The following is a 26,817-nucleotide window of genomic DNA, read 5'->3' on the forward strand; positions in this document are numbered from 1 at the left end:
GCGTGCCGTGAACCTTGGGGGTTACCTGCAGGGCCGCGAGGGGACACTCGCATTCTTGTCGTATCAGCACGCGTCGCTCGCTTTCCAGACCGTGCTCGTCGGGACGATCATCGCGATCGTCGTGGCGCTGCTCGTATACCGGCTGCCGCTCGGCTCGGCGCTGACGATCACCACGAGCCGGATCGCACTCACCATCCCGACGCTCGCCCTGCTGGCACTCCTGATCATTCCGTTCGGCCTTGGCGTCGTCCCGTCGTTCATCATGTTGGCGTTCTTCGCTGCGATGCCAGTCGTCGGCAATGCGATCGTCGGGCTCCGCTCGGTTCCGGCGGGCGTGGTCGAGGCGGCGCAAGGCATCGGCTTCTCCAGGCGGCGGATCCTGCTGACCGTCGAGCTGCCCCTCGCCTGGCCGGTGATTCTCACCGGCATTCGAGTGTCGACGCAGATGATCGTGGGCGTCGCCGCGATCGTGGCGTATGTCCTCGGCCCTGGGCTAGGTTCGCTGATCTTCAACGGACTCGCACGACTCGGCGGCGCCAACGCACTGGAGATGACGCTCACCGGCACCGTCCTCATCGTCATCATCGCTCTGATCTTCGACGCATTGCTGGTCCTGCTCGGACGGCTGACAATTCCGAGGGGAATCCAATGACTACCACCGATAACCAGAACGCCGGATCCTCGATCCGACTCGAACAGGTGCGCAAACAGTACAAGCGGCAGGGCGAGCCAGCAGTCGCCGGACTCGACCTGGAGATCAACGCAGGCGAGATCGTCGCCTTCGTCGGGCCGTCCGGCTGCGGTAAGACGACGACGCTCAAGATGATCAATCGTCTCGTCGAGCCGACGAGCGGCCACATCTACATCGGCGATCGTGATGTGACACACGAGAATCCCGACGAACTGAGGCAGTCCATCGGGTACGTGATCCAGTCGGGCGGCCTGTTTCCGCATTGGACCGTGGAGCGGAACGTCGGCGCGATTCCCCGGGTTCTGGGATGGGACAAGTCGGCGATCGCACAACGCACCGAAGAACTGCTCCATCTGGTCGGCCTCGACCCCGCGGAATTCGGCAAACGACTCCCCAAGGACATGTCCGGCGGCCAGCAGCAGCGTGTCGGCGTCGCACGCGCGCTCGCCGCGGATCCGCCCGTCCTCCTCATGGATGAGCCGTTCAGCGCCGTGGACCCGATCACGAGGGTCCGCCTGCAAGACAGTCTGATCGAAATCCAGAAGAAGGTCGGTAAGACGATCGTCATCGTCACCCACGATTTCGAGGAGGCGACCAAGCTCGGCGACAAAGTCGTGATCTTCTCCCGGGGCGGACGCATCGAGCAGTACGGGACTCCCGCCGAGATCTTGGCGAACCCGGCGAACGAATTCGTCCGCGAGTTCATCGGCTCGGGCGCGACCCTCGCGCAGCTGTCGTTGACCCGGGTCAAGGACGTCGAGTTGGATGCGGTGACGACGGCGACAGTGGACGAACTGTCGGACGAAGTCGTCGAGCGCGCGCGAGCCGCCAAGAACAGCTGGGTCGTAGTGGTCGACGACCGACGACGCCCCCGCGCTTGGCCGTCCCTTGATGAGGTGGCGTCGGTACCGAGAGTGTCCGGATACGTCGACGCCAGGCTTCCCACGGTGGCTCCGTCGTCGACCCTTCAGGACGCGCTCGACGTTATGCTCGCCGCGAGTCAGGGCGGTGCGTTGGTCACCGACGGCGACGGCGGTCTCCTCGGGTGGCTCCGAATCGGCCGCGTCATCGACATCATCCGCGGCCAGCTCGACGAAGCACAACCAGACGAGATCGGCTACATCGAGTTCGCCGAGGCGGAGAACGGCCTGCCCGCCACCGAACCGGGGAGCGGTGCGTCGTGAGTTCGCAGACGGGTGACGTGATCGGCGAAGCCGGCGAGGCCGACGCACCGGCGTCGAGCGCATCACCGACTCGGGCGGCATCGATATGGGCGTCGACGCGCCGCCTCCCGGTGGACGTCTGGCTCGAGCCTCTCGTCATCGTCGTAGTCGGCGTCGGTTTCATCACGTGGCATGCACTCACCGACTTCACCGCGAACGAATTGGCACAGCTCAACTCGTCGGTGTTGGTCGACACGATCATCGCCCACATCAAGCTCACGGCGGCGGCCGCCGTCGTCGTGCTGGCGATCGCCATTCCACTCGGCATCATTCTGACCCGACCGTCGATGAAGCGGTTCGCGCCCATCGCGGTCGGCTTGGGCAACATCGGACAAGCCGCACCCGCGGTCGGCCTACTCGTCCTGCTCACTTTCGCGCTAGGTACCGGCTTTCGCACCGCGGTGCTCGGGTTGATCGTCTACGCGGTCCTCCCGATTCTGCAGAACACCATCGCCGGCCTGCGCCAGGTAGACCAACGAGTCATTGAGGCGTCACGCGGTATCGGGTACTCGGCCCGCCGCACCCTGTTCCAAGTGGAGTTGCCACTGGCCGTCCCGGTGATCCTCAACGGCGTGCGGACGGCACTGGTCATCCTCGTCGGCACCGCGACGCTGAGCACATTCATCGGCGCCACCAGCTTGGGGACGCTGATCACCACCGGAATCACTGTCTTTCTACCCAAAGTATTGATAGCGGGAGCTGTGCTCGTCGCACTGCTCGCGCTCATCGTCGACTGGATCGGCCGGATGGTCGAATACTTCGCCACTCCGAAGGGAATGCGATGACCCGCACAGCGAGACGACGTCTGGTGGTGCTTCTCATCGTGCTCGCGACGGCCGCGTTGCCGGGCTGCGGGCTGATCAGCTCGTCCGGAACTCTGCGCAGCGCGCACCTGCCCGACGACGCCGAGCCGTTGCGGGGCGCCGACATCACGGTCACGTCCAAGGCATTCACCGAGCAGGTCGTTCTCGGTAAGATCGCCGCCACCTATCTGGCGGCGGCGGGCGCCGACGTCAAAGACATGACTGGCGCGCCCGGCGCCGCATCGTCGCGGCAGGCCCAACTCCGCGGTGAAACCGACCTGCAGTGGGAGTACACCGGCACCGGCTGGGTCGTGTATCACGAGCGCACCGAATCGATCAGCGACCCGCACGAACTGTGGACCAAGGTCCGTGACGTCGAGTCGGCCGAGAACGACCTGGTCTGGCTGCCGCCGTCGTCGTTGAACAACACGTACGCGTTCGCGGCGTCCCAGGACACCGCACGACGCCTCGGCGTCTCGACGCTCTCCGATGTGGCGAAGCTGCCCGTCGGCGAACGCACCTTCTGCATCGATGACGAGTTCTTCAGTCGGTCCGACGGATTCCTACCCATGCTGAAGGCCTACGGCATCCCGTTCGACACCGCGCAGGGGGTGCCGCAGCAGAACGTGACCCGCATGGACTCCGGCGTAATCTACACGGCCACCGCGAAGGGATCGCCGTGCAACTTCGGCATGGTGTTCTCCACCGATGGCCGGATACCGAATCTCGATCTCAAGGTGCTCGACGACGACCGCAAGTACTTCCTGCCGTACAGCGGAAGTGTCGTGGTCCGCAAACCGGTTCTCGACGATTACCCGGAGATCGCGAATCTGATGGAGACGGTCTCGGCGAAGTTGAACGATGATGTCATGCGGGACCTCAACGGACGCGTCGACATCGAAGGTGAAGACCCGGCCGACGTCGCCTTCGATTGGCTGGTCGGCGAGAAGTTGATAGTCCCGAACTGACGCGGGGTTCGGCTCTGACACGAGAACAGCGTCGGCGACGCTTGACACCCGAGTGATTTAACTAGTTAAATCACTCGGGTGGATCTCGCTTACGAACTACACGACCTGGTCCGCACTCTGGACCGACAAGCCGACGAGAAGCTGCGCGTGGAGAGTCTCGGCTACCACCGGTACGTCGCGCTCATCATCATCGACGAGCACCCCGGAGTCAGCGGCCGCGAGCTGTCCCGAGCGCTCGGCGTCAGCGATGCCGCCGCCAGCGGAATCGTGCGCAAACTGCATGACGCCGGGCTGATCGACGAACTCGACCAACCGGGCAGCGGCCGCGTCCGACGGTGGCAAGCCACGACGAAGGGTGTCGACGTACGTGCCCGCTGCGAGCGGCTGCTCGGCACGTCGCTCGAGACCAGTGCGGCGGCAGCGGGAATCGACACCGCGACCCTAGCCGCCACCATCCGAGCGCTCCACGACACCGTACGCACTCCGAAACCCCAGGACAGCGAATGATCATCACCACCCTGGCCGTCGCGTCCGTCGCCCTCTGCGTCGCACGCCTCCTACTCTTCGCCGCCCTGCACGCGGTGCCGAGCCCATACAACGCGGTCGAACACGCCGTCAGCGACTACGCGGTGGGCCCCACCCGACGACTGTCGGCAGCAATGACCACCGTGACCGCGGCAAGTTGGTTGACGCTCGCCGGAGCCGCGTACGGGCGCCTTGACGGCTGGCCCGAACGCACCCAGATCGTGGTGCTGCTGGTGATCCTCGCGGCGATCTTCGTCGCGCTGCCATTCGCGCCGACCGATGTCGAAGGCCAACCGGTCACGCCGATCGGACGACTGCACTACGTACTGGCCATCGCGTGGTTCGCCATCTCATACTCCCTGACCGGCGACCTCAGCCAATGGATGAACGACGCCGTCGGCGGCCCGTTGGCCGCCACCGGCCGAGTGCTGCATTGGGTGGCGTTGGGATCGTTGATCGCGCTCATCGTCGCGCTCATAGCGCCAAAGCTCCGTCGCCGATACTTCGGGACGGCCGAACGCGTCTTCCTTGTGGCGATATCGACGTTCTTCCTCATCGCTGCGATCGCCCTCGCCGTTGCTTGACGACAGTCGCTGCACGACAATCGTCATTGCACGAGAAAGGCCCGGTCCACGGTGTGATCCGTGGCCCGGGCCTTTGCTCGAACTCGTCTAGTCGCTGTTGAGATAGCTCAGCAAACGCAGGATCTCAACGTACAGCCACACCAAGGTGACAGTGAGACCGAGCGCAACGCCCCACGCTGCCTTCGACGGTGCGCCCGCGCGGATCAGCTGATCGGCGGCGTCGAAGTCGACGAGGAACGAGAACGCGGCCAGCGCGATGCAGACCAGCGAGAAGATGATCGCGATGGGTCCGCCTGAGCGGAGGCCCAGACCGTCGCCGCCGGTGAACATGGCGATCACGAAGTTTCCGATCACCAACGCGAGAACGCCGAAGATGCCTGCGGTCAGCATGCGGGTGAAACGCGGGGTCACGCGGATCGCGCCGACCTTATAGACGACGAGCATGCCGACGAAGACGCCCATCGTGCCGAGCACAGCTTGGCCGATGAGGGCACCCGCCGAGACGTCGGAGACCACCACGTTGCCGAAGACGAATGAGATGGCGCCGACGAACAGACCTTCGAATGCCGCGTACGCCAACACGATCGCCGGGTTGTCCTGCTTGCGGCCGAACGTGGCGACGAGAACGAGGACGAGGCCCGCGATCGCGCCGACACCCATGATTGGCGCGGCGAGCGCCATCTGGTCGTCGACGCTCTCGCGCCCGCTGATGATGAAGTAGGTCGCTGCGGCGAAGACGATGACCGTCGCCACCGTCATCGCGGTCTTGGTGACGACGTCGTCGATCGTCAGCGTGCGCGTCGTGGTCGACGGCGTGTAGCCCGGCTGCGTGTACTGGTTCGCGTACTGCTGCTGCCCCTGCATCGCCGACGCCTGGCCCACGCCGGCCATGCCGGTTCCGAAGGACGCGTAGCCGGCGGCGTCCTTCTTATTGTCTCGGATCACGCCTCGCATGATCGGGTTACTACTCTCTCGCACGTGTGCTCCTTAGACGGTTACGGTGCGCATCAAATGTGTCTGCGAACGACTGACTCGATGGTTGAACGAACGTCGGACCCGCTGTGTTCCCTACTTTACCGGTTCTTGACCGAGACCGTCACAAACCGCCCGCAAGGTCGACTCGGCGATCTCCATATCGTCGCCCCAGGGCAGACCGGGTTTGGAGATCATCAGCGACGCGAGACCATGCGCCGTCGCCCACAGTTTCAGAACCGTGGCGACCGGATCACCGACCGGGACGATCCCGGCGGCCATCAACTGCTCGACGGTGTCGGAGAAGTAGACCCAGGCCGACGAGAGCAGCATCTCGTCGGTCTTCGACGGTTTGCCGGGCTCGGTGACGCGCATGGCCGCCGTCCGGTAGACGACGGCGCTGTCGATCGCGAAGCGAATGTAGGCGAGCCCCTGCGCGAGTGCACGATCGAGCAGGTCGTCGACGCCGTCGGACGCCTCCTTCATGACGTCGGCGAACTTCTCGAAGTAGTTGGCACACACGGCGTCGAGGAGTTCCTCCTTGTCGTCGAAGTGTCGGTAGATGGACGGCGGCGTGACTCCGACCCGATGCGCGACGGCCCTGATCGACACCGCCTCGGCGCTGCCCAGCGAGATCAGGAGGTCGGTGGTGGCGTCGATGATCTCGTCCGCGAGCTGATCCCCGCTTCCGCGCGGCGACCGCGGCCTCGGCTCGACAGGATCCGTCATGTCCAGCTCACTCCTCCGTCAGCCCGATTCGGTCGTGCAGCTTGCGCAGCGGGGCGGGCGCCCACCAGTTCCACGTTCCCAACAGTCGCATGAACGCGGGAACCAAGAACATGCGGATCACGGTGGCGTCCATCAGCACCGCGAGGGTCAGACCCACCCCGAACATTCGCATGAACGACACCTCCGACGCCGCGATGCCCGCAAATACGATCGCCATCAGCAAGGCGGCGGCCGTGACGACGCGGCCGGTACGGGCCAGACCGACAGCGACCGCTTCGTCGTTGGCCGCGTCCGACTTGTCTGAGGCCAGCCACTCCTCCCGGATGCGTCCCAGCAGGAACACCTCGTAGTCCATCGACAGGCCGAATGCGATACAGAACATCAGGACGGGCATGGTGGCGACGAGATAGCCGAGTGGTGTGGTGCCGAGTGCGCCGAGGTTTCCATCCTGGAAGATCCACACCATCGCGCCGAACGTCGCCGACAGCGACAAGACGTTCACCACGAGCGCTTTGAGCGGCAGCAGCACGCTGCCAGTGAACAGGAACAACAGGATGTAGGTCGCGACGGCGATAACGATCAGCACCCACGGCAGATACGCGAGCATCGAATCGACAGCATCTACGTTGACGGCGGCCATCCCGGTGTACGACACGCTCGCCCCCACCGGTACCGCGAGGTCACGGAGGGCTTGCACCTGGTCGCCGCCCGCATCATCCATCGGGTCCACCTCGCTCGAGATCGACAGGAGGGCGATACCGTCACGCGCGTCGGCGGGGTCACCGGGTGCCACCGCGTTCCCGTGAACAAACGTCCCGACCGGCGAGAGCACCGCACCGACGTCGTCAACGCGGGATGCTGCCGCCGCGTACTCCCGCAGCGCTTCCTCCGACACATCGCCTTCGACGACGGCTAACACGGTGCCGCCCGAGTTCTGCGCGTAGTGCGCACGCGTCTCGTCGGCCATCGCGTGGACGGTGGAGTCCTTGGGCAGCACACGCTCGTCGGGAAATCCGAACTTGAGGCTCAAGAACGGTGCGCCGAGAATCAAGAGCAATACGGGAACGATGATCGCAACGGGGACGGCGCGGCGCAGCACCGCGCGAGAGAGTCGGTACCAGCCGGTCTCCTGAATCGGGCGCGATGCCGCGTCGACGGGTGCGGGGCGACGCAGCAGTCGCCGCACCGCTCGACGCACGTCGAGTGCGTCGACGCGGTCGCCGAGCACCATGAGGAGCGCGGGCGTCACGATCAGAGCGGCGAGGGATGCGACGACCACTACCCCGACGCCCGCGTACGCGAACGAACGCAGGAAGTACATCGGGAAGATCGCGAGCGCCGCTAGCGCCAACGCCACGGTGACCGCCGAGAACGCGACCGTCCGGCCGGCAGTGTCGACCGTGCGGATGATCGCGGCGCGGCGATCGCGTCCGCCCGCTACCTCTTCCCGATATCTCGTCACCAAGAGAAGCGTGTAGTCGATGGCGAGCGCCAGTCCCATCGCGGTGGTGAGGTTGAGCGCGAAAATCGAGACGTCGGCGAACGACGTGATCAGACGAAGCAACGCGAGAGTGCAGACGATCGCGACGCCGCCGATGAGGACAGGCAGCAGTGCGGCGACCACTCCGCCGAACACGACGATAAGCAGCAGGAAGCTGATCGGGATGGCGATCGCCTCGGCGACGGCGAGGTCTTTCGACGTTTGTTCGTTGATCTGGCCGTAGACGAGCGCCATGCCGCCGGTGGAGATGTCGATGCCGTGCCGCTGCGTACCAATCAGGGCAGCGAGCTCTTCGGCATTCCCGGGCGCTTCCTCGTCGCCGCCCGCGATGGACGTGACGATCTGCGTGGACGTCTTGTCGGCGCTGAGGAGTTCACCGGCCAGGTCCGGCGAGGTCCACACCGTCAGGACCGGCTGTTGCACGTAGCCGCCGTCGGCGACGGACTCGCGGTCGAGGATCGCGAGGATCTCGTCGCGAGCGGCGAGCGCATCCGGGTCGGTGCTCATATCGGCGGCGCCGTCGAGCTTGATGGTGAATTGCATCCCGCCGCGGTCGAACTTCTCGTCGAGCACCTGGTTGGCGTGACTGGATTCGGCCGACGGGTCCTCGAATCCGCCCGACAACATCTTCTGCGCTGCTCCGAGCCCGTACACCCCGCTCAACGCGATGAGTATGACGGCGATCGACAAGACGATCCTCGGTGCGGCGACAACTCGCTGAGCAAGGCGTGCGAACACGGGTCCCCCAAAAGATTCCATCGTTACGTTAACGCCGATAACTTACCGTGATCACCAGCCGGAGTCGAGTGCCGGATCATCATCTTCCAGCCCACCGCGTACTGAAACGTGTTCCAATCCAACTATGTCCCCAATCACAGCAGACGACGGAGCCCAGGTAGCGCGGCCGAACGAGTCGCGCCGCGACCCGGAATGGCTCCGCGAACGCTTAGACGCGTGGCTCAAGAAACGTGCGGGGCCGCACGCGCAAGTCACCGCAGTCGACATCCCGTCGGCCAACGGAATGTCGAGCGAGACGCTGCTCGTCTCCGCCGTGATCGACGGCATCGACCAGGCGCTCGTCGCTCGTGTCGCGCCGATGCCCGACAGCGACCCGGTATTCGATTCCTACGACCTCGACGGCCAATTCCAACTCATCCGCCACATCGCCGAGCACACCGAGGTGCCGGTGCCGCGGCTGTGGTGGTCCGAACCTGACCCGGCGCCGCTGGGCGCACCGTTCTTCGTGATGAACCGTGTGGACGGCGAGGTTCCGCCGGACGTGATGCCATACACATTCGGGTCATGGGTGTCCGAAGGGACGCCCGACCAGCAGCAACGGCTCGTAACCGAGTCGGTCGGGGTGCTCGCGAAGATTCACGCCGCTCCCCTGCCGAGTGTCGGAGTCCCCGTCATCGCGTCGGGCGAAGATCCGTTGCGCGCACACGTCGGCAGGTTGCGCGAATTCTACCGTTGGGCGTCCGAAGGACGGGCCGGTGCGCCGTTGATCGAGCGCGGGTTCGCATGGGTCGACAAACACATGCCCGAGCAGTCGGAACCAGTGTTGTGTTGGGGCGATGCGCGCATCGGCAACATCGTGTACGACGACTATTCGCCCGCAGCAGTCCTCGACTGGGAGATGGCGACGATCGGTCCGCGCGAACTCGACATCGCATGGATGATCTTCATCCACCGCTTCTTCCAGGACATCACCGAGCTCGCCGGCATGGCGGGCCTGCCCGACTTCCTGACGCGCGACGACGTGTCCGCGGAGTACGAGCGGCAGACCGGCCACGCACCCGCCGACCTCGACTTCTACACTCTGTACGCGGCCTTGATCCACGCCGTCATCATGTATCGAATCCAATGTCGCGCAATCCGTTTCGGCCAGGCAGCAGAACCCGCCGATCCCGACGACATGATCATGCATCGCGCGAGCGTCGAAGCGATGATGGCCGGAACGTATTGGGCAGAGATCGCCTCCCCCGCCGATCGAGCGGAGTCGGGATCATGACCCTCTCGGAGATGGACGACTTCCCGATCCACCAAGTCGCGGAGGTAGTCCGCCACGTCGGTACGTCGGACCGGAATTTCTACGACCGCTACTACTTCAACTGTCACGGCGACATGCGCGGAAGTGAACCTGATCCGTGGTTGATCGTCGGGTTGGGCGTCTACCCGAATCTCGGAGTAGTTGACGGCTTCGCAGTAGTCCGCCACAGGGACGACCACATCGTGGTCCGGGCGTCGAAAGCGTTAGGCGACAACCGGAACGACCTTTCGATCGGACCATTGAAAGTACAGGTATTGGAAGGTCTGCAGCGGTTGCGGATATCGATGGCGCCGGGGCACGGTGACGTCGCGTTCGACCTCGTCTTCGACGCCGAAGGGCCCGCAGTACTGGAGCCGAGACACTTTCAGCGGCAGCTGGAGCGGGTCACATTCGACACGATGCGGTTCGTCCAGTGCGGCACATGGACGGGTGCGTTGACGGTGGACGGCATCGAGTTCGACGTCCAACCAGATACGTGGCGCGGCAACCGTGACCGATCATGGGGTGTGCGGCCAGTCGGTGAAGCGGAGCCGCCCGGACGTCGCGCCGCCGACAGTGATGCGTCGTCGTTCTTCTGGATCTACGCGGTGATGCGGTTCGACGAGTTCTCAATCGTCGTGGTGGTCCAGGAATTAAGGACGGGCGAACGGATCATGGGCGACGCGAAACGCGTGTGGAACGACTCCGCGCGCGAGCCGGAATGGTTGGGCCGTGTGGAACACGAGATCGAATTCCGCTCGGGCACACGCGAACCCACTGGTGCGACGCTGCGGTTCGTGAAACCCGACGGCACGACGACGCGGGTGGACTGCGCACCGCACGTCGCGAACTACATCGGCTTCGGCACCGGCTACGGTCTGGAGCAGGACTGGCGTCACGGCATGTGGCAAGGCGACGAGAAGGTCGAGGCGCTCCGCAACAAGGTCTCCGAGCTCGATCCGACGATGAAGATGTTCTGTCCGGTCGACCACTATTCCACCTTCACCTGCACCGTCGGCGACAACGTGTTCACCGGCGACGGCCTCTTCGAGTTCGCCGTCATCGGACCCCACGACCAATACGGTTTCCCCGACTACCTGGCCACCGCCCCATAGTCCGTCCGCCGGCCGACCGGGTCGGGTGAGGCAGTGCCCGCTACTGCGGCACCGCGCATCCGTCGGGTCCGCAGGCGTCGCCGTCGGCATTCAATATCTGGGGTGCGGCGGGCCGGTCGCCCCACGCCTGGGTCAACGCCTGCGCGAAGGTCTCGACGGGTTGGGCACCGGACACCGCGTACGTGCGGTCGAAAACGTAGAACGGGACACCTTGCACGCCGAACTCTTGGGCTTGCGCTTCGTCGCTGCGGACGTCATCGGCGTAGCGCGTCTTGTCACCGACCACGTCTGCGACGGCGGCTTCGTCGAATCCGGCGCCGACAGCGACATGGACGAGCCGTTCGTCGCTGCCAAACAGTGCCGCTTCGTCGGCGAAGTTCGCGAGGTACAGCGCGTCGAGCATCGCTTCCTGTCGGCCGAGCGTTCTCGCCCAGTGCAGGAGTCGATGCATGTCGAACGAGTTTCCGTAGTCGCGTCCCGACGTCACATAGTCCAGGCCAGCGTCGTTCGCGGCGGCGCCGAGCTGGCGTTCGCCATCGGCCGCCTGTTCGAGAGTCCGCCCGTACTTGTGCGCGAGGTGTTCGATGACACTGCCCGACGTCCCGGCGGGCACTGTCGGATCGAGTTCAAACGAGCGGTGTGTCACCTGGACCGCGTTCGCGTGCTCGAACTGGTCGAGTGCGTCGTTGAACCGCTTCTTCCCGAGGTAACAGAATGGACAGTTGACGTCGGTCCAGATCTCGACCTGCATGATGGTGCTCCTCCGATGAGCGGGTGTCAGGGGTGTTCAACACTCGGTGCGGCGGAGTTGTTCCGGACCTGTGCGGACTTCGGCACTTTTTATCGGCGCCAGGCCGATTAAAAGTGCCGAAGTCCTCAGCGGGTTCATTTCTCCCGGCCGGGCAGCAGGAAGGAGAGCGCACATCCGACAGCGGTGAGCGCCGTCGTCCACCAGAAGGCTCCCTGGAATCCGGCGATCTGTGTCGCTCCGGCGGTGATGACCACTGCGACCATCGCACTCCCGACTGATCCGCCGACCTGCTGGAAGCTGCGCGTCGTCATCGATGCGTCGTGCCGGTAGGCGCCGGGGAGTCCGACGAACCCGGACGCTATCACTGGACTGAGGAGCATCCCTAGTCCGAGCCCGCGGACCAGCAGCGCGGCTCCGAGCCAGATGGTGCTCGTCGCGTCGTCCGCGACAGCGAAGGGGATGGTCGCGACGGCGACGACGGCGAACCCAGCGACCGCGACCCACCGCGCTCCGACGGTGTCGGTGAAGCGACCCGCGAGCGAGCGGCTTGCGAGCGCTCCGACTCCCTGCGGGATGAGAATGAGGGCCGCGCCGAGGACCGATTCCCCACGAACTTGCTGAAAGTAGAGCGGTAGAGCGAGCATCGCGCCGAACGTGGCGAGACCGAAGAAGAACAGTCCGATCGACGACGCTGCCACGTTGCGGAAGCCGAGAACTCCGACGTCGAGGAGGGTCTCCCCGGTCGCCCGCACGGACCGTATCGCGAACACCGCGAGAAGCAACACGCCGATCGCGACGGGCGCGAGGACGTCAGTCCGCACGATGCCGGCGTGCGCGTTCGAGAGTCCGAGCAAGAGCATCGCCAGGCCCGGCGCCATCAGAATCAAGCCCGTCCAGTCGAGGCCGGGCGCATCTGGCCGACGATCGTCGGGGATCCGCGACGACAGGACAAGCGCGACCAAGCAGATGGGCACGTTGACGAGGAACAGCCAGTGCCAGTTGAGCCAGTGCAGAATGAGTCCACCGATCACCGGACCGAGGATGGGGCCGAGCGCTGTCGGGAGCGACACCATGGCAACGAGTCGGCCGAGGGCGCGACCTCCACTCGCTGCGACGAGAATCGATGTCATAAGCGGGAACAACAGGCCGGCGCCGATCCCCTGAACGACACGGAATGCGATGAGCGCCTGCACATTCCATGCGGCGGCACAGAGCGCGGAACCGATGAGGAACGCACCGACTCCAACCTGCCAAGCACGACGCGAGCCGTAGCGAGTAGCCGCCCATCCGGCCAACGGCACGGCGACGGCGAGCGCGAGTAGATATGCGGTGCTGGTCCACTGCACCGTGTCGACTGTCGAGTCGAGTTCGCGGGTGAGCTCGTCGAACGCGATCGTGACGATAGTCGTGTCGAGGATCGGCGCGATGAGGCCCGCAATCACGGCGACGGCGACGCGTTTCGCCTCGGCGGGGACTGCATCTACGGTCGTCGTCGACACCACAACTCCTTAGATTCGAATCCGTATCTTAAATAACGGAGACGACACTACGAGCCTGGGTTAAGATGCGCAAGTGAATCTTAATGACGGGAAGGTGACACGCCGGCGCGGCGCCGAATTAGAAGAGGCGATTCTGGACGCCGCGTGGAACCAGTTGACGGACCGCGGTTACGAGGGGTTCACGTTCGAGGCGGTCGCCGAACGAGCGGGGACGAGCAGGCCGGTCTTGTATCGCCGGTGGGCTACGCGCGCGGAGCTTCTGCGGGCCGCAATCCGACACCATGGGGCCACCGAGGACGTCTCCGCCCCGAACACTGGCAGTGTGCGGGGCGACCTGCTCGCCGCGTTGCGGCGGTCGAATCGGCAACGATCAAATTTCCTCGTCCTGCTCAGCGCGAGTCTCGGCGACTATTACGCGGAGACGGGGTCGACCCCAAGCGAGGTCCGCGAACTGCTGCTCGGACGATCTCGGACTGCGATCGACGAGATTCTCGACCGTGGCGTGGAGCGCGGCGAGATCGATCCGGCGCGGCTGACCCCCTTAGCCCGTGCGGTCCCGTACAGCCTCTTCCGCCACGAAGTGATGATGTCGTTAGGCGCGGTTCCCGACGGGACTCTCGAAGCGATCGTCGACGAAGTGTTTCTACCACTGGTCGCACCGCGTCAGCTGTACTTGTAGAACCCTTCGCCTGCCGCGATGCCGAGTTTGCCCTGGTCGATGTAGTTGCGCTTGAGCCACTCGGCGAGTTCCTGCTCGTGGGCGTCGCCGTTGACGAGGATGTTGTACGGCGTGTTGAGCCCGACGATGTCGTAGATCTGGAAGGGGCCGAGTGGCGAACCCGTGCCGATCCGCCACGTCTTGTCGACGTCGGCGGGTGCCGCGTAGTCGCCGACGGCGAGGTCGAGGGCGGCGTTGAGGAATGGGACGAGGAGCGAGTTGAGGACGTATCCCGCCTTCTCTTTATGGATTGGGATCGGAACCATGCCGATCTCGGAAGCGAATTCGACGACTGTGTCGAATACGTCCGACGAAGTCCGAGCCGTCCCCATCACTTCTGCGGTGTTAGACGACCAGACCCGGTTGGCGAAGTGCAGGGCTAGGAAGCGGTCGGGGCGGCCGGTCGCGTCGGCGAGGTCACTCGGCAGCAGTGTCGACGAGTTGGTGGCGAAGACCGTCTTGGCTGGGGCCACTTGGCCGAGCGTCGCATAGATGCCGCGTTTGAGTTCGAGGACCTCTGGCACGGCCTCGATGACGAGGTCGGCGTCGGTCGTGGCGTCAGCGAGGTCGGTGGCGTAGCTCAAATTTCCAAGGGCGGCTTCGGCCTTGCCGTCCGCTGCGCCCGCGACCTCGTTCTTGTACGTCTCGACCAAACCCGCGAATCGTTCTTTCGCCGTGGCGATCACCGCATCGTTGATGTCGTAGGCCGTGACGTGGAATCCGCTGTAGGCGGTCTGGAACGCGATCTGCGATCCGAGCACGCCGGTGCCGAGAACCACAACCTTCTTGATGTCAGTCATTCCGAGCTCCTTCAGGGTTCAACAGGTGACCCCCAACCTACGCATCCGCTCGGCCTGGCATGCTTGTTCTCGCGCCCCCATAGCCCAACTGGCAGAGGCAACGGACTTAAAATCCGTAAAGTGTCGGTTCGAACCCGACTGGGGGCACTGGCGAAATCCTGCCGGGCCGCATCAGGTCGATGCCTGGCACCAACGAGGTTGCGGCCGCCGACCCGTCGTCCGGGCCGACAGCAACGCCTCACGTCGTCAGGGCCGATCGCGCAAACAAGGCCACGCCGACAAGACCCGCGGATTCCGGCACAGTCCCGTCTACCGCGAAATCAGTTGACACCTGTAGTCCGAACCAAGGACTCTGCATGAGAGCAATTTTCTGACCTGTCGCGCATCCCGCGCATTCTTATCCGAAAGGACACGTCGTGAGTGTCGACGACCGCACCCCCGAGGCGGCCACGCCCGAAACACCCGACGCGCCGCCACCCGCCTCGGTCAAGCTCGTCATCGGACTGCTGTTGGTCGCAACATTCGTGATGATCCTCAACGAGACGATCATGAGCGTCGCGATCCCCGTGCTGATGGTCGACCTGAACATCACCGCCAGCACCGCACAGTGGCTGACCACCGCGTTCATGTTGACGATGGCCGTCGTCATCCCAACTACCGGCTTTCTGCTGCAACGCTTCTCGACGCGCGCCGTGTTCATCACCGCGATGTCGTTGTTCACCGCAGGTACGCTGCTGGCCGCTGTCGCCCCAGGCTTCGGCATCCTGGTGATCGGCCGTGTCATCCAGGCGTCCGGCACCGCGGCGATGATCCCGTTGATGATCACGACCGTCCTCACCTTCATCCCCGAACAACGACGCGGGACTGTCATGGGCTTCATCTCGATCGTCATCGCCGTCGCCCCCGCGACCGGTCCGACGATCTCCGGCGCCATCCTCGATCACCTCGACTGGCGGTGGATGTTCTACTTTATGCTGCCGATCGCCGCACTCGCCCTGATCCTCGGCATCGTCCTCGTCCGCAACATCACCACCCCGCGCAAAGCCCCGTTCGACATCACATCCGTCCTCCTATCGGTCGTCGCGTTCGCCGGCCTGATCTACGGGCTCAACAGCATCGGCGAAGCCGCGACCGGCGATACCCCGATGCCGCCGTGGGTGCCCATAGTGATCGGCGTCGTCGGACTCGCCCTGTTCGTATGGCGGCAGATCAGCCTGCAAGCCACCGAATCCGCGCTCCTCGATCTCCGCCCGTTCAAGACCCGAACCTTCACCGTCGGCATCATCATCCTGCTCGTCGCGATGGCCGCGTTGTTCGGCGCGATCATGCTGCTGCCGTTGTTCATGCAGAACGTGTGGCACGCCAGCACCATGGAGACCGGCCTAGTCCTGCTACCCGGCGGACTCATGATGGGTCTGATCGCACCATTCGTCGGCGCGCTCTACGACAAAGTCGGGCCACGCCCGCTGGTAACACCCGGGGCGATCCTCGTGACCGTCGCGCTGATCCTGCTCACCACGCTCAACGCCGAACCCGCCACATCGGAGTTCTGGATCTTCACCAACCAGGAGTGGAAGGTCGTCGGCATCCACGTGCTGTTGAGTCTGGGACTCGGATCGATGATGACGCCGCTCATGACATCGGCGCTCGGCTCAGTTCCGCCACAGATGTACTCGCACGCGAGCGCCATCCAGAACACCCTTCAGCAGCTCGCGGGAGCCGCGGGCACCGCACTCTTCATCACCGTGATGACCCGATCGATGACATCAGAAATCAAGAACGGCGTCGAGCCGGTGCTAGCCCAAGCGCACGGCATCCACCAAGCGTTCTATTGGGGTGCCGGCTTCGCAATCCTCGCCGTCGTCCTCTCGCTCCTCGTGCGCCGCCCCAAGAGCGCCGAAGAAACCATTGAGGCGACCGCCGAGCCGACCCCGATGCACTGACCGCCAGAATTACTAGCACGCATCCGGTCCCGAAAGGACGGGCGTGAACTCGACGGGCTGAGCACGATGCGCTAATTTGAATACACTCGTATTCAGATTGGGGTGGCGTGATCTCACAGGACCAGCAGACAGACGACGCGAAGCCGAAGAAGGTGAGCCGAGAGGAACTCGACGGACTCGACGCGAGCATGTTCGGCAGATCATTGCTGTCGATGGGCAGCACCATGTCGACCGCGAACGTCATCATGCAGTTGGCCAATCCGGCCGTCGGCTACGGCGTCGCGCACAGCACCGTCGAGAACGGACGACTCGACACGCATCCGGTCAAGCGCGCACGGACGACGGCGTCGTACCTGGCGGTCGCGGTGTTCGGGAACGCCAACGATCGTCGCCGCTACCGCCAGGCCGTCAACCGTCAGCACGCGCAAGTGCGGTCTACCGACGACAGCCCGGTCGAATACAACGCCATGCACGCCGAACTGCAGTTGTGGGTCGCCGCATGCCTGTACTTCGGCTGGGAGGACATCTACGAACGCGTCCGCGGTCCACTGACGGGCGACCTGCGCGAGCAGTTCTACCAGCAGGGCAAGGTGTGCGGCACCACCTTGCAGATGCCCGCCGAGATGTGGCCGGCCGACCGCGCCGCGTTCGACGTCTATTGGAACGAGCAAATCACCAAAATCGACATCAGCGACGAGGTGCGCGACTTCCTGCTCGACATCGCGAACTTCGGATATGCGAGCGAATTCGTTCAACGCAAGTTCGGCCCAGTCAAGTACCGTCGCACGATCGGATACCTCCCGCAAGAGTTCCGGGACGCATTGCGCGTCGAGTGGTCCGCAGAGGATCAGCGCTGGTTCGACAGTTATGTCGCCACACAGGTTCGCAAGGAACGGCGCAGACCGTTATGGCTGTCCCAGCTGTCGTTCAAGATCCTCTTGTGGGACACCCGCCGCCGGAACCGTTTCGGCCGACCGTTGGTGTGAGGGCTCACGTCGCGCTCGACGCCGACTCCCTGATCTGGCGATACTTGGGCGATCGACGGTTCGTGATGTCCATCTGCCGCGCAGTCTCGTTGCAGATGCTGCATCCGGCGATCGCGTCGGCGACCCACGAGTTCTCGCTCGTGCGGCGGCGGGTGTTCGTTCACAAAAGGCGGACGGCGCCGTGCATCATCCGCGCAGCGTACGAATCGGACTTCGACGAGATCCGGCTGATCCGCTATGCCCACGACCACTTTCGCAGCCAAACGCCCGACGGCACGCGGTATCACGCGCTCAATCCAGAGATCTTCTTCTTCGAGCACGCCACCTACGTCGACGCGCTGTTCGCGTGTGTCGAGTACTTCTTCGACGGGCTCGACGACGACGGCCGCGAGCAGTTGTATCGGGAGACGTGCGAGTGGTACCGCCGCTACGGGATCTCCGATCGTCTGATGCCTGCGACGGTCGGCGAGTTCTACGAGTACTTCGACGAGGCGCTCGCGACACAACTCGATCCGAATCCCGGATACGACTGGTACCGCGAGCAACTGCTGCACCCGGACGACTGGTATTTCAAGAAGTTGCCGACGGCCGCGGTTCGGGCGATCCAGCATCCGGTGGCATGCGCATACCTGGGCGTCGAGCCGTCCGACTCGGATCGTCGCGCGTTGGCACGGTACGCGACGCGGTTGCGGGCGATCGACCAGATCTCGCCGAAGCGGAACATCTTCCCCGACCAGGTCGCGCCGTCCGTCCTGGCAGCCCGAGCCCGAGGTTGAACGCGCGACCGGACTACGGCGACAAACGACAGTCGGGTGTGCTTACAGTCGTCTCGGTGACGTCGGCCAGAGCGAACATCACCGCTGCACCCCTTTGACGACGCTGATACATGTGGTGATCCACGCCCGTTCGTCGTCGGTGAGGCCGCGACGCATGCGTTTGGCGTCGGCGACGGCCCAGTGCGCGTTGAGGACCATGCGGACGATCACCCAGTCGCGGGCACGTTCGTCGTCGAACCCGGCCGCCTCGACCGTCGTGTAGAAGCGGCGCTGGATCGATTCGCGCAGGTAGCCGGACATCTCATCCCACCGGTTCCACAGCAGCGGGGCGATCTCGTAGTGCGGGTCGCCCGACATCGGCTGCGGGTCGATCGCCAGCCACGGCTGCCGATCGGCGGCGAGCACGTTCCCGTAGTGCAGGTCGCCGTGGATCATCACGCCGTTCGACGCCGGATCGTCGGCAAACGCACGCCCCCGCGCCAACGCCTGCTCGACGAGTCGCGGCGGCATCGGAACGTCAGCAGCGTCGCGGTCGAGCGCATCCAACCACGGGCCGAGGAAATCGGTGAGCCGCGTCAACCGTGGCGGCGCGGGCCGGTGCAGTCGCCGGTACAGGCCGGCGACGATCTCGCACGCCTGCAGGTCCCACTCCTGGGTCAGATCCTGCTCGTACAAGCGTTCCAAAAGCATCGCCCGGCGGTTCGGGTCGGCCCGAAACATCCGGACCGCACCGTCGCCAGCCCAATGCTGGAGCGCGAGGTGTTCCTGCCGCGTCTCGGGCGATCGGTCGAAGCCGATCTTGAGGACCGCGTCGCCGACACCGCCACGCACCGGGAGGACGATCGACGCGAACCCGTGCATCGGGTCGCCCGTCGACGTCAACGCCCATTCGTCGAGGAGGTCGTCGCACAGGCGCGGGAGTCGGTCGAGCCAGTCCGCCCAGTCGTCGCTGAGGCGACGCTGGGAGTTCAATGCGGCGGGAATGTCCACGCGTCCGAGCGTACGGACCCGTGCGCCCCGAACGGGCCGCCAACCGCGCGGTGGTGGTTCACCTGTTCTCCTTCATCGTGTCCGGCCGGGTCGTGGCCGGATGCACTGCGATCGGCCGCCACATACCCACCGAGTATTGGAACCTGACCGCCATCACCGGCGTGACGCCGTCGGCCATCGTGTAGGCGATTGCCGTCGTACCGGCGCAGTCGACGCGGTCGAAGACGAAGGGCTGCGCCATCTGCGCGGCGACGTCGCCGCCCACCGTGAGGTAGCCGAGCGAGTCGGCCTCAGCGAAGTCACATGGATTCCCACGGGTCGACGGAGCGACTTGTCCGGCCACCGCATCGACTCCCCCAGTCGAGCATCCGGCAGTCGAGCATCCGGCGGTCGAGCATCCGGCGGTGGCATCGGCGACCGCTACGAGCATCGCGGCGACTAGAACAGCGATAGTGCGTCTCATCTGAACTCCTGTGCTGCCCGACTTGCCGACCCGACAACTGGACTATCGACGTGGCGAGGCCAGCGGTGACCGGCCGTCGTTCGAACGGAGTACGGACGTGATGGTCCCGCGGCGACGTTTAACCCAGACCGCCCCAATGCCTTCACCCGCGACCCGCGAGATCGTACATTCGTGCGGCGAGCGCACTCGAGCTACAGGAGAACCTCTGTGACCACCACCGCACCAGCACCAACAACTTTCACCGACCTACTCGCCGACATCGCGAAGGGCGCCGTCGAACGTGAACTCGGCGACATCAACCCGTTCGATCAAGTTCGGGCCGTCGCCGACTCCGGTTACGGTCGCCTCCGCCTCCCTGTCGAACGAGGCGGTGCCGGATCGACTCTGCGGGAACTGTTCGCGGCGATCATCGACCTCGCGGAGGCTGACCCCACTGTCGCCCACATCTACCGGACCCACTTCTGGCTCACCGAAGACTTCTTGGCTGCACAGGGCCCAGCTACCGACCGACTCTTAGAACACGTCGGCGACGGGAAAGTGTTCGGAAACGCGACCAGCGAGCGAAGTGGCCGTCCCGCAGGCAGCCAGGAGTTCTCGACCACGCTCACCCGCACTGGTGACAACTACCGACTCAACGGCGAAAAGTTCTACACCACCGGCACTCTGTTCTCCGACTTCGTCAGCGTATGGGCGGTCGACGACGATGCGACCCCTACCGCGGTGGTCATCCCCACCGACCGAGCAGGCGTGACGATCCTCGACGACTGGGACGGCTTCGGCCAGCGGCGTACCGGGTCGGGCACCACACGGTTCACCGACGTCATCGTTCATCCGGAAGAGATCGTCCGACGATTCGACCGCGACGACCGACCGCCGTCGACACAGGGTGCGTTCGTCCAGCTCTATCTGCACGCGGTGGTCGCGGGGATTCTGCGCACTGTCGTGTCCGACGCGAAGGACCTCGTCCTGGCACGTAGCCGAAACTTCTCGCACGCCGATTCCCTGTCGCCGTCAGACGACCCGTCGGTGCAGCAGGTGGTCGGCGAACTAGCCTCGCTCGCGTTCGTCGCCGAGGCCACCGTGCTGGCCGCCGCCGACACGCTCGACACGGCCGCCGAATCCGCCGTCGACGGCGTTCCGGACGCGCCACTAGCGAATACGGCCGCGGTAGCGGTGTCCAAGACCAAGGTGGTTCTGGATGATCTGGCTACACGTGCGGCAACCGTGCTGTTCGAAGCGGGCGGTGCGTCAGCGTCGAGTCGCACCAAAGACCTGGACCGTCATTGGCGAAACATTCGGACAATCACCCTGCACAACCCGAGGCGCCTCAAAGCGCAGGCAGTCGGTGCCGACATCCTGACCGGTCAACCACTGCCGGCCAACGGCTACTTCTGACCAGGACACACACTGGCCGGGGAGTCACTCGGACTCCCCGGCCAGCCTGCACTGTGTAATCAGTCGACTGCCTCGTCGATCCGCGGCACCGCGGCCAGAAGGTCTCTCGTGTACTGGTGTCGCGGACGTTCGAAGACGTCGTCGGCTTTCCCATACTCGACGACCTGACCGCCGCGCATGACGAGAATGTCGTCACTCATGTGGTGGATGACGCCGAGGTCGTGGGAGATGAAGAGCAATGCGACTCCACTCTCGGCTTGGAGAGTCGCCAGCAGATCGAGGATGCGCGCCTGAATCGATACGTCAAGCGCGGACACCGGCTCATCGCAGACGATCACCGACGGATTGGGCGCGAGTGCTCGCGCGATCGCGACTCGTTGACGCTGGCCGCCCGACAGCTTCAACGGATGTCGAGTTCGGAAGCCGTCCGATAAGCCGACGTGGTCGAGTAGTTCGCCGATCCGATCATCGAGCGCCGCGCCTCGAACGCCCGTGCCGCGCAACGCATCCGCGATGACATGTTCGACCGTCCACCTCGGATCGAACGAGCTCAGCGGGTCCTGGTAGATCACCGATATGTCGTTCCGGCGCGATCGCCGTTCCGCATCGGTCAACTCGCTCCACGGCTTCCCGCCGAGTTCCACAGTCCCCGAATCGGGTGTGGTCAGCCCAAGCACCATGCGGGCGGTCGTCGTCTTGCCCGACCCTGATTCTCCGACGATCCCCAGAGTGCGCCCCGGCTGGAGATCGAAACTCACGCCTTGAACTGCGGCTTTACTCGTAGAGTTCTTTCCAGTGAAGGCTTTCCGGACGTCGCGCACCCTGATCGCGGCCGGCCCATCGACCACAGGCTGCGGTTCGTCCAGTCGCGCGCCGTTCGTCAGCAGCGTCCCCTTGGACGCTCTCGACGGAACCGACGCGAGCAGCCCCTTGGTGTAGTCGTGTGCGGGTGCGGTGAGGATCTGCCTCGCCGTCCCGTATTCGACGACCTCCCCCGCGCGCATCACTGCGACGGTGTCGGCGAGCCGACCGACGACCGCGAGGTCGTGTGAGATGAGAATGAGCCCATTTCCGCGGCGCTTCGCCTCGTTCAGCACGTCGAGGATCTGGGCTTGAACAGTCGCGTCGAGCGCTGTGGTCGGTTCGTCGGCGATCAGGAGCCGCGGATCGTTCGCTAGTCCGGATGCGATGAGCGCCCGCTGGCGGAGTCCGCCGGACAATTCGTGCGGCCGCTGACGTGCCCGCACGTGCGGTTCGGGCACGCCGACCAGATCGAGCAGCTCAATGACTTCGTCGGCCCGCTCGGTCCGCGCTACCCGACCGAACCGTCTCCGCTGGTGCGTCGACAACGACTCACTGATCTCCCTGCCGACCTTTCGTAGCGGGTCGAGGGACACCAACGCGTCTTGCAGGACGAACCCGATGTCACGTCCACGGATCGACCGCCACTCCCGGTCTCGCAGACCGAGAAGCGACCGACCGTCGAATTCCAGTGTGCGCGCGTTGATTTCAGCTCCGTCGCCGGTCAGTCCGACGAGGGTGCGGGCGGTCACCGACTTTCCAGAACCGGATTCTCCGACGATCGCGAGGCACTGCCCCGCGTCGACTGTGAACGAAACACCTTTGACGACTTCGGTGCCGTTGAACGACACGCGGAGATCGTCGACCTCCGCAAGCGGCCGGCGGTCAGGGATTCGACCTTCGTCCGCGGATCGAGGTACGTCCGCGAGCCGGGTCGCCTCGTCGATAGTCATGAGCGGTCTCCTTCGAGTCGGGCGCCGAGATGGCGTCCCACAGTGGTGAATGCGAGAGCTACGATCACGATGACCAGGCCGGGGAGTATCTCCAGCCACCAGGCGACGGTGATGAAGGTTCGGCCGGAGTCGAGGAGGGCACCCCACTCGGCGGCGGGCGGCGGGACGCCGAGGCCCAGATACGCGAGTCCGGATGCCCAAATGATCGCCTGTCCGACACCGAGAGTCACCGTGACGATCATCGGTCTCAGCGAGTTGGGCGCGATGTGCTGCAACAGAATTCGGGTGCGCGAGTGTCCGAGCGCGGTCGCCGCCTCGATATACGGCGCACTGCGCACCGCCAACACCTGCCCGCGCACGATGCGCGCGTACCCCGGCGCGATACCGATACCCACCGCGAAGATCAGTGTCACCGATCCCGGACCGAACACCGACACCAGAAGCAGTCCGAGCAAGATGGTCGGGAACGCAAACAGGATCTCGATCGACCGGTTCGCCAGGGCCCGGGCGACGCGCCCGGATAGGCCTGCGGCGATACCGAGGATCACGGCGATCACCGTCGCCACCGCGACAACGCCGAATCCGATTCCGAGCGACTGTCGGGTTCCGGCGATAACACGGCTGAACAGGTCGCGCCCGTTGAGATCGGTCCCGAACGGGTGCGCCCAACTCGGCGGGGCCAACACGTTGTCCAGGTCGATGGCGAACGGATCGTGCGGGGCGAGTGCGGTCGGTGCGATGAGTGCGACCGACAGGACGACGAGGACGGCGAGTGCGGCGGCGAGGCCCGGCGACACTCGAAGTCGGCGGCGTCGCACCTCGGGGAGCGGATTCCTCGTCCGAAGCGATTCCAGCAGCGTAGTGGGGTCAGTGGTGGTCATGGGACCTCAATCCGCGGGTCGATGAAGGTGTAGAGGGCGTCCACAACCAGGTTGGCGACGGTGTAGACGACAGCGACGAAGATGACGATGCCGCTGACCAAGGGGATGTCCCGAGCCGACGCGGCAGCCACCAGCGTCTGTCCGATCCCGGCCCGAGCAAACACCGTCTCGGCGATCACCGCCCCGGACAGCAGAGCGCCCATCGCCCAGCCAGACACAGTGACCGCCGGAAGGACCGAATGTCGCAAGACATGGCGTGCCCGTACCGCGATATCGCTGAGTCCGCGGCTTCGAGCAGTGAGCACGAACGGCTGGTCGAGCGCCCGCGCGAACTCGTCGCGCGTCGTCTGGCCGAGAAAACCCGCCAACGGTATCGCCAATGTCAGCACCGGCAGGATCAGTCCGTGCACACCGGTTCCGCTCTCGACGGGGAACCATCCGAGGCCGATCGCGAAGACGACCAGCAGGATCGAACCGACCCAATACTGAGGGAGCCCGGCACTGACCGTCTCGATCAGCGATCCGACGGCGCCCCACGTACCGCGCCTCCCCGCAGTGAGAGTGGTCAGAAACAAGACGAGCAGCCACGCGACGACGAGGGCCGAAAACGTGAGGACCAGGGTCGGGGTGACCTGTTCGGCGATGACCTCGGTGACCGGCTGCTGCAATTGGTACGACGTGCCGAGATCGCCTCGGAGCAGACCCCCGATGTAGTGCAGGTACTGCCGCCATACGGAGTCGTCGAATCCGTACTCGGCGTTCACCGGCGCGAGTTCGTCCGCGGTTCGCTCCTTCGCTGTCCCTTCAGTGAGGTTCAGGAGAAGGGTGGCGCGGTCGCCCGGCGCGAACATCTGTAGGAGGAACGTGATCGACGCTGCCACGAACAGAACGACGAGCGCCGAAACGAGTTTGGCGAGCCACCTCACGACACCCCGGCGAGGACGCGGCACGCGTCGTCGGAATGAGTCAGTCGGGGGTCGGCGGTCCACCCGCACAGCTGTCGCGGTCATCGGACGAACCTCGCATCCGCGAACACCGGTTCGCCTTGAGACTTCTCTATCCACACGTCGTGGAGTTTCGGCGTCGCGGCGATCGACGTGGTCTGCGTGTACAAACCGATGGCGAGGGCGTCGTCTCCGATGATCCGCTGCGCCTCCCGGTACAAGCCGGTACGACGGACTGGATCGTTCGACCCGTTGGCGGCCTCGATGATCCGCTGCAGGCCCGCATCGTTGTAGAAGGCGGTGTTGTTCGGATTCGGACTGTCGGGCAGTCGTTGCCGCCAATTGATGTGAAGCAGTCCAGGCGTGGGGCTCGTCCAGTACCCCGCGTAAGCCTCATAGGTCTCGGCCCCGCTGTACTGGCCGCCGAAATACGCGCTCTGGGTCGCCGGATCGAGCGCCAGGTCGAAGCCGACCTCTCTGGCCTGCGCTGCGACAGTCTGCAGAACCGCTGCGCCTTCGGCCCCGATGATCGCGCCCGCCGGGTACACGACGCGAGCGGTCAGTCGTCGACCGTTCTTCGTGCGGATCCCGTCGGAGTCGCGGCCGGTCCACCCGGCCTCGTCGAGGAGTTGATCGGCCCGCGCGGGATCGTGCGGGTAGTCGCCTGCCTCGGCGTCATAGTCGGGGGTGCTCTGGCTCAGTGCACCGTTCGCGTTGTACGGCACCACCCCGAGGTAGGCGGTCTCGACCGCTTTGCGCCGGTCACTGGCCAAGGCCAATGCCCGCCGTACCCGCACATCGTCGAATGGCGCATGAGAGACGTTGAGTGTCAACGCGTTCGGACGTCCTGCGGTCACGTACTGCGAGGTCTGAAACCGTTTGGTCGCGTCAGCCCAGTTGATCGCGGGAACGTTGTAGATCACGTCCGACGACCCGCTAGTGAGCGAGCCGTACCGCAGCACGGGGTCTTTGAGGAACTTCCAGATCACCTTGTCGACGTAGGCGGGACCCTGGTGCTTCGCGTTCGCGGGCGCCGAGTTGTAGTCCGGGTTGCGCACAAAGGTGATGCTCCGGTTCCGGTCCCAGCGCTCGATGATGAACGGCCCGGAACCGACCGGCTGCGCGCAGTTGACCGCGGGCCCTCGGTCGAGTGCGGTCGGCGACTGGATACCGAAGTAGCCCTGAGTGAGCACAGTGAGCAGCGGCTCGTACGGCGATTTCAGGTGCAGCCGGTACGTGTGGTCGTCGATCACCTCGCCGGAGTCGTAGTACTCGCCGATGTAGGCGAGCACGGTGCCGTTCGGCTCGTTCGGATCGAGGTAGCGGTCGAAGTTCGTCTTGACGGCGGCCGCGTCCAGCGGGGTGCCGTCGGTGAACTCGACACCGTGTTTGAGGTGAAACGTGTAGGAGCGGCGATCCGGTGAGATTTCCCAGTTCGTAGCCAACCACGGGACCACGGTGCCGTCGTCCGCGAGCGACACGAGGTTGTCCAGATACTGGCGCGCCAGGTACGCGTTCTGCACCCAACCGCCGTGAATGCACGGCGGCTCCTGCTCGTGTCCGTATTCGATGACACCGCCGGACACGTATTCGCCGTCGGCGGGCGCTACCCCGGTCGACCTGCCGTCGCCCGGTTCGGGGCCGCTGCACGCGGCGAACAGAAGGCACGCGGCGAGACCGAGCGCGAGGGCTGCGGTGACGCGCGGAAACAGCCGGTGGGCATGACGAGACACGGATTCACTCCTTGGGAGGCAGGGGGATCGGCCAACCGTAGGGA

25 protein-coding genes and 1 tRNA gene are annotated in these 26,817 nt (G+C 64.9%); 14 read left to right on the plus strand and 12 right to left on the minus strand.

Annotated elements, in window-relative coordinates; all coding sequences use genetic code 11:
• Positions 1-7 precede the first annotated feature (7 nt).
• The 6 genes from MP11Mi_RS02160 (at position 8) to MP11Mi_RS02185 (ending at position 4,794) form a co-directional block, all read left to right on the plus strand.
• Positions 8-652: an ABC transporter permease gene (locus tag MP11Mi_RS02160; protein ID WP_420040685.1), complete on the plus strand. Its 645-nt coding sequence runs from the start codon at positions 8-10 to the stop codon at positions 650-652.
• Positions 649-1,875 carry an ABC transporter ATP-binding protein gene (locus MP11Mi_RS02165; RefSeq protein ID WP_420040686.1) on the plus strand — a complete coding sequence of 409 codons (1,227 nt, stop codon included), beginning with the start codon at positions 649-651 and terminating at the stop codon, positions 1,873-1,875. Before MP11Mi_RS02160 ends, MP11Mi_RS02165 begins: the two co-directional genes overlap by 4 nt.
• 83 nt (positions 1,876-1,958) lie before the next feature.
• Positions 1,959-2,699, plus strand: coding sequence for an ABC transporter permease (locus tag MP11Mi_RS02170; RefSeq protein ID WP_420041983.1), 741 nt, complete (start codon positions 1,959-1,961; stop codon positions 2,697-2,699).
• Positions 2,696-3,685, plus strand: a complete 990-nt coding sequence (locus tag MP11Mi_RS02175; RefSeq protein WP_420040687.1) for a glycine betaine ABC transporter substrate-binding protein — start codon at positions 2,696-2,698, stop codon at positions 3,683-3,685. The genes MP11Mi_RS02170 and MP11Mi_RS02175 overlap by 4 nt, the downstream gene beginning before the upstream one ends.
• Positions 3,686-3,763: 78 nt before the next feature.
• Entirely contained in the window at positions 3,764-4,192 is a 429-nt protein-coding gene (locus tag MP11Mi_RS02180; RefSeq protein WP_420040688.1) for a MarR family winged helix-turn-helix transcriptional regulator, read from the plus strand.
• On the plus strand, positions 4,189-4,794 hold the full coding sequence (locus MP11Mi_RS02185; protein WP_420040689.1) for a DUF998 domain-containing protein: 606 nt from the start codon (positions 4,189-4,191) through the stop codon (positions 4,792-4,794). The genes MP11Mi_RS02180 and MP11Mi_RS02185 overlap by 4 nt, the downstream gene beginning before the upstream one ends.
• 87 nt (positions 4,795-4,881) lie before the next feature.
• Here MP11Mi_RS02185 and MP11Mi_RS02190 read toward each other — a convergent pair whose 3' ends face one another.
• From MP11Mi_RS02190 to MP11Mi_RS02200, 3 genes are all read right to left on the minus strand, one after another.
• A complete protein-coding gene (locus tag MP11Mi_RS02190; RefSeq protein ID WP_420040690.1) occupies positions 4,882-5,772 on the minus strand; it encodes a Bax inhibitor-1/YccA family protein in 891 nt (296 codons plus the stop codon).
• 90 nt (positions 5,773-5,862) lie between these two features.
• Positions 5,863-6,495 carry a TetR/AcrR family transcriptional regulator gene (locus MP11Mi_RS02195; RefSeq protein ID WP_420040691.1) on the minus strand — a complete coding sequence of 211 codons (633 nt, stop codon included), beginning with the start codon at positions 6,493-6,495 and terminating at the stop codon, positions 5,863-5,865.
• 7 nt (positions 6,496-6,502) lie between these two features.
• Positions 6,503-8,734: an MMPL family transporter gene (locus MP11Mi_RS02200; RefSeq protein WP_420040692.1), complete on the minus strand. Its 2,232-nt coding sequence runs from the start codon at positions 8,732-8,734 to the stop codon at positions 6,503-6,505.
• A gap of 124 nt (positions 8,735-8,858) precedes the next feature.
• Between MP11Mi_RS02200 and MP11Mi_RS02205 the strand changes: the two genes are divergently transcribed.
• On the plus strand, positions 8,859-10,007 hold the full coding sequence (locus MP11Mi_RS02205) for a phosphotransferase family protein (protein WP_420040693.1): 1,149 nt from the start codon (positions 8,859-8,861) through the stop codon (positions 10,005-10,007).
• Positions 10,004-11,140: a hypothetical protein gene (locus tag MP11Mi_RS02210; RefSeq protein ID WP_420040694.1), complete on the plus strand. Its 1,137-nt coding sequence runs from the start codon at positions 10,004-10,006 to the stop codon at positions 11,138-11,140. The genes MP11Mi_RS02205 and MP11Mi_RS02210 overlap by 4 nt, the downstream gene beginning before the upstream one ends.
• A 40-nt stretch (positions 11,141-11,180) precedes the next feature.
• On the opposite strand, the gene MP11Mi_RS02215 is transcribed toward MP11Mi_RS02210, so the two are convergent.
• Positions 11,181-11,891, minus strand: coding sequence for a DsbA family oxidoreductase (locus tag MP11Mi_RS02215; RefSeq protein ID WP_420040695.1), 711 nt, complete (start codon positions 11,889-11,891; stop codon positions 11,181-11,183).
• A gap of 134 nt (positions 11,892-12,025) precedes the next feature.
• Positions 12,026-13,390 carry a DHA2 family efflux MFS transporter permease subunit gene (locus MP11Mi_RS02220; RefSeq protein WP_420040696.1) on the minus strand — a complete coding sequence of 455 codons (1,365 nt, stop codon included), beginning with the start codon at positions 13,388-13,390 and terminating at the stop codon, positions 12,026-12,028.
• A 73-nt stretch (positions 13,391-13,463) separates the two neighbouring features.
• On the opposite strand from MP11Mi_RS02220, the gene MP11Mi_RS02225 reads away from it, so the two are divergent.
• Positions 13,464-14,069 carry a TetR/AcrR family transcriptional regulator gene (locus MP11Mi_RS02225; RefSeq protein ID WP_420040697.1) on the plus strand — a complete coding sequence of 202 codons (606 nt, stop codon included), beginning with the start codon at positions 13,464-13,466 and terminating at the stop codon, positions 14,067-14,069.
• Here the strand turns inward: MP11Mi_RS02225 and MP11Mi_RS02230 are convergent.
• Entirely contained in the window at positions 14,054-14,908 is an 855-nt protein-coding gene (locus tag MP11Mi_RS02230) for a 3-hydroxyacyl-CoA dehydrogenase (RefSeq protein WP_420040698.1), read from the minus strand. The two genes, MP11Mi_RS02225 and MP11Mi_RS02230, sit on opposite strands and share 16 nt — an antisense overlap.
• Before the next feature lie 73 nt (positions 14,909-14,981).
• Here MP11Mi_RS02230 and MP11Mi_RS02235 point away from each other — a divergent pair.
• The 4 genes from MP11Mi_RS02235 (at position 14,982) to MP11Mi_RS02250 (ending at position 18,613) form a co-directional block, all read left to right on the plus strand.
• Positions 14,982-15,055 (plus strand) — tRNA-Leu (locus MP11Mi_RS02235).
• Positions 15,056-15,324: 269 nt separating this feature from the next.
• Complete coding sequence (locus tag MP11Mi_RS02240; RefSeq protein ID WP_420040699.1) at positions 15,325-16,851, plus strand: MDR family MFS transporter; 1,527 nt, start codon at positions 15,325-15,327, stop codon at positions 16,849-16,851.
• Positions 16,852-17,039: 188 nt separating this feature from the next.
• On the plus strand, positions 17,040-17,837 hold the full coding sequence (locus MP11Mi_RS02245; RefSeq protein WP_420041984.1) for an oxygenase MpaB family protein: 798 nt from the start codon (positions 17,040-17,042) through the stop codon (positions 17,835-17,837).
• Positions 17,834-18,613: an oxygenase MpaB family protein gene (locus tag MP11Mi_RS02250; protein WP_420040700.1), complete on the plus strand. Its 780-nt coding sequence runs from the start codon at positions 17,834-17,836 to the stop codon at positions 18,611-18,613. Before MP11Mi_RS02245 ends, MP11Mi_RS02250 begins: the two co-directional genes overlap by 4 nt.
• A gap of 78 nt (positions 18,614-18,691) precedes the next feature.
• Here the strand turns inward: MP11Mi_RS02250 and MP11Mi_RS02255 are convergent, their stop codons facing one another.
• Together MP11Mi_RS02255 and MP11Mi_RS02260 are read right to left on the minus strand one after the other, a co-directional pair.
• Positions 18,692-19,603 carry an aminoglycoside phosphotransferase family protein gene (locus MP11Mi_RS02255; protein ID WP_420040701.1) on the minus strand — a complete coding sequence of 304 codons (912 nt, stop codon included), beginning with the start codon at positions 19,601-19,603 and terminating at the stop codon, positions 18,692-18,694.
• 58 nt (positions 19,604-19,661) lie between these two features.
• Positions 19,662-20,066 (minus strand): hypothetical protein, encoded by a 405-nt coding sequence (locus MP11Mi_RS02260; RefSeq protein ID WP_420040702.1) that lies wholly within the window; start codon positions 20,064-20,066, stop codon positions 19,662-19,664.
• A 207-nt stretch (positions 20,067-20,273) separates the two neighbouring features.
• Between MP11Mi_RS02260 and MP11Mi_RS02265 the strand changes: the two genes are divergently transcribed.
• Positions 20,274-21,461: an acyl-CoA dehydrogenase family protein gene (locus MP11Mi_RS02265; RefSeq protein ID WP_420040703.1), complete on the plus strand. Its 1,188-nt coding sequence runs from the start codon at positions 20,274-20,276 to the stop codon at positions 21,459-21,461.
• A gap of 59 nt (positions 21,462-21,520) precedes the next feature.
• Here MP11Mi_RS02265 and MP11Mi_RS02270 read toward each other — a convergent pair whose 3' ends face one another.
• From MP11Mi_RS02270 to MP11Mi_RS02285, 4 genes are read right to left on the minus strand one after another with little or no spacing between them, the layout of a single operon-like run.
• Complete coding sequence (locus tag MP11Mi_RS02270; RefSeq protein ID WP_420040704.1) at positions 21,521-23,215, minus strand: ABC transporter ATP-binding protein; 1,695 nt, start codon at positions 23,213-23,215, stop codon at positions 21,521-21,523.
• The gene (locus MP11Mi_RS02275; protein ID WP_420040705.1) at positions 23,212-24,096 is read right to left on the minus strand and encodes an ABC transporter permease; all 885 of its coding nucleotides are present in this window, start codon (positions 24,094-24,096) and stop codon (positions 23,212-23,214) included. The genes MP11Mi_RS02270 and MP11Mi_RS02275 overlap by 4 nt, the downstream gene beginning before the upstream one ends.
• Positions 24,093-25,106, minus strand: coding sequence for an ABC transporter permease (locus MP11Mi_RS02280; protein ID WP_420040706.1), 1,014 nt, complete (start codon positions 25,104-25,106; stop codon positions 24,093-24,095). Before MP11Mi_RS02280 ends, MP11Mi_RS02275 begins: the two co-directional genes overlap by 4 nt.
• Positions 25,103-26,773: an ABC transporter substrate-binding protein gene (locus tag MP11Mi_RS02285; RefSeq protein WP_420040707.1), complete on the minus strand. Its 1,671-nt coding sequence runs from the start codon at positions 26,771-26,773 to the stop codon at positions 25,103-25,105. Before MP11Mi_RS02285 ends, MP11Mi_RS02280 begins: the two co-directional genes overlap by 4 nt.
• Positions 26,774-26,817: the final 44 nt, after the last annotated feature.

Source organism: Gordonia abscondita (genome assembly GCF_032711245.1).
Classification (GTDB): domain Bacteria; phylum Actinomycetota; class Actinomycetes; order Mycobacteriales; family Mycobacteriaceae; genus Gordonia.

Coding starts and splice junctions, on each gene's coding strand:
- MP11Mi_RS02165 (WP_420040686.1), top strand. CDS start 649: ATGACTACCACCGATAACCAGAACGCCGGATCCTCGATCCGACTCGAA.
- MP11Mi_RS02175 (WP_420040687.1), top strand. CDS start 2,696: ATGACCCGCACAGCGAGACGACGTCTGGTGGTGCTTCTCATCGTGCTC.
- MP11Mi_RS02185 (WP_420040689.1), top strand. CDS start 4,189: ATGATCATCACCACCCTGGCCGTCGCGTCCGTCGCCCTCTGCGTCGCA.
- MP11Mi_RS02195 (WP_420040691.1), bottom strand. CDS start 6,495: ATGACGGATCCTGTCGAGCCGAGGCCGCGGTCGCCGCGCGGAAGCGGG.
- MP11Mi_RS02205 (WP_420040693.1), top strand. CDS start 8,859: ATGTCCCCAATCACAGCAGACGACGGAGCCCAGGTAGCGCGGCCGAAC.
- MP11Mi_RS02210 (WP_420040694.1), top strand. CDS start 10,004: ATGACCCTCTCGGAGATGGACGACTTCCCGATCCACCAAGTCGCGGAG.
- MP11Mi_RS02215 (WP_420040695.1), bottom strand. CDS start 11,891: ATGCAGGTCGAGATCTGGACCGACGTCAACTGTCCATTCTGTTACCTC.
- MP11Mi_RS02230 (WP_420040698.1), bottom strand. CDS start 14,908: ATGACTGACATCAAGAAGGTTGTGGTTCTCGGCACCGGCGTGCTCGGA.
- MP11Mi_RS02245 (WP_420041984.1), top strand. CDS start 17,040: ATGTTCGGCAGATCATTGCTGTCGATGGGCAGCACCATGTCGACCGCG.
- MP11Mi_RS02260 (WP_420040702.1), bottom strand. CDS start 20,066: ATGAGACGCACTATCGCTGTTCTAGTCGCCGCGATGCTCGTAGCGGTC.
- MP11Mi_RS02270 (WP_420040704.1), bottom strand. CDS start 23,215: ATGACTATCGACGAGGCGACCCGGCTCGCGGACGTACCTCGATCCGCG.
- MP11Mi_RS02275 (WP_420040705.1), bottom strand. CDS start 24,096: ATGACCACCACTGACCCCACTACGCTGCTGGAATCGCTTCGGACGAGG.
- MP11Mi_RS02280 (WP_420040706.1), bottom strand. CDS start 25,106: ATGACCGCGACAGCTGTGCGGGTGGACCGCCGACCCCCGACTGACTCA.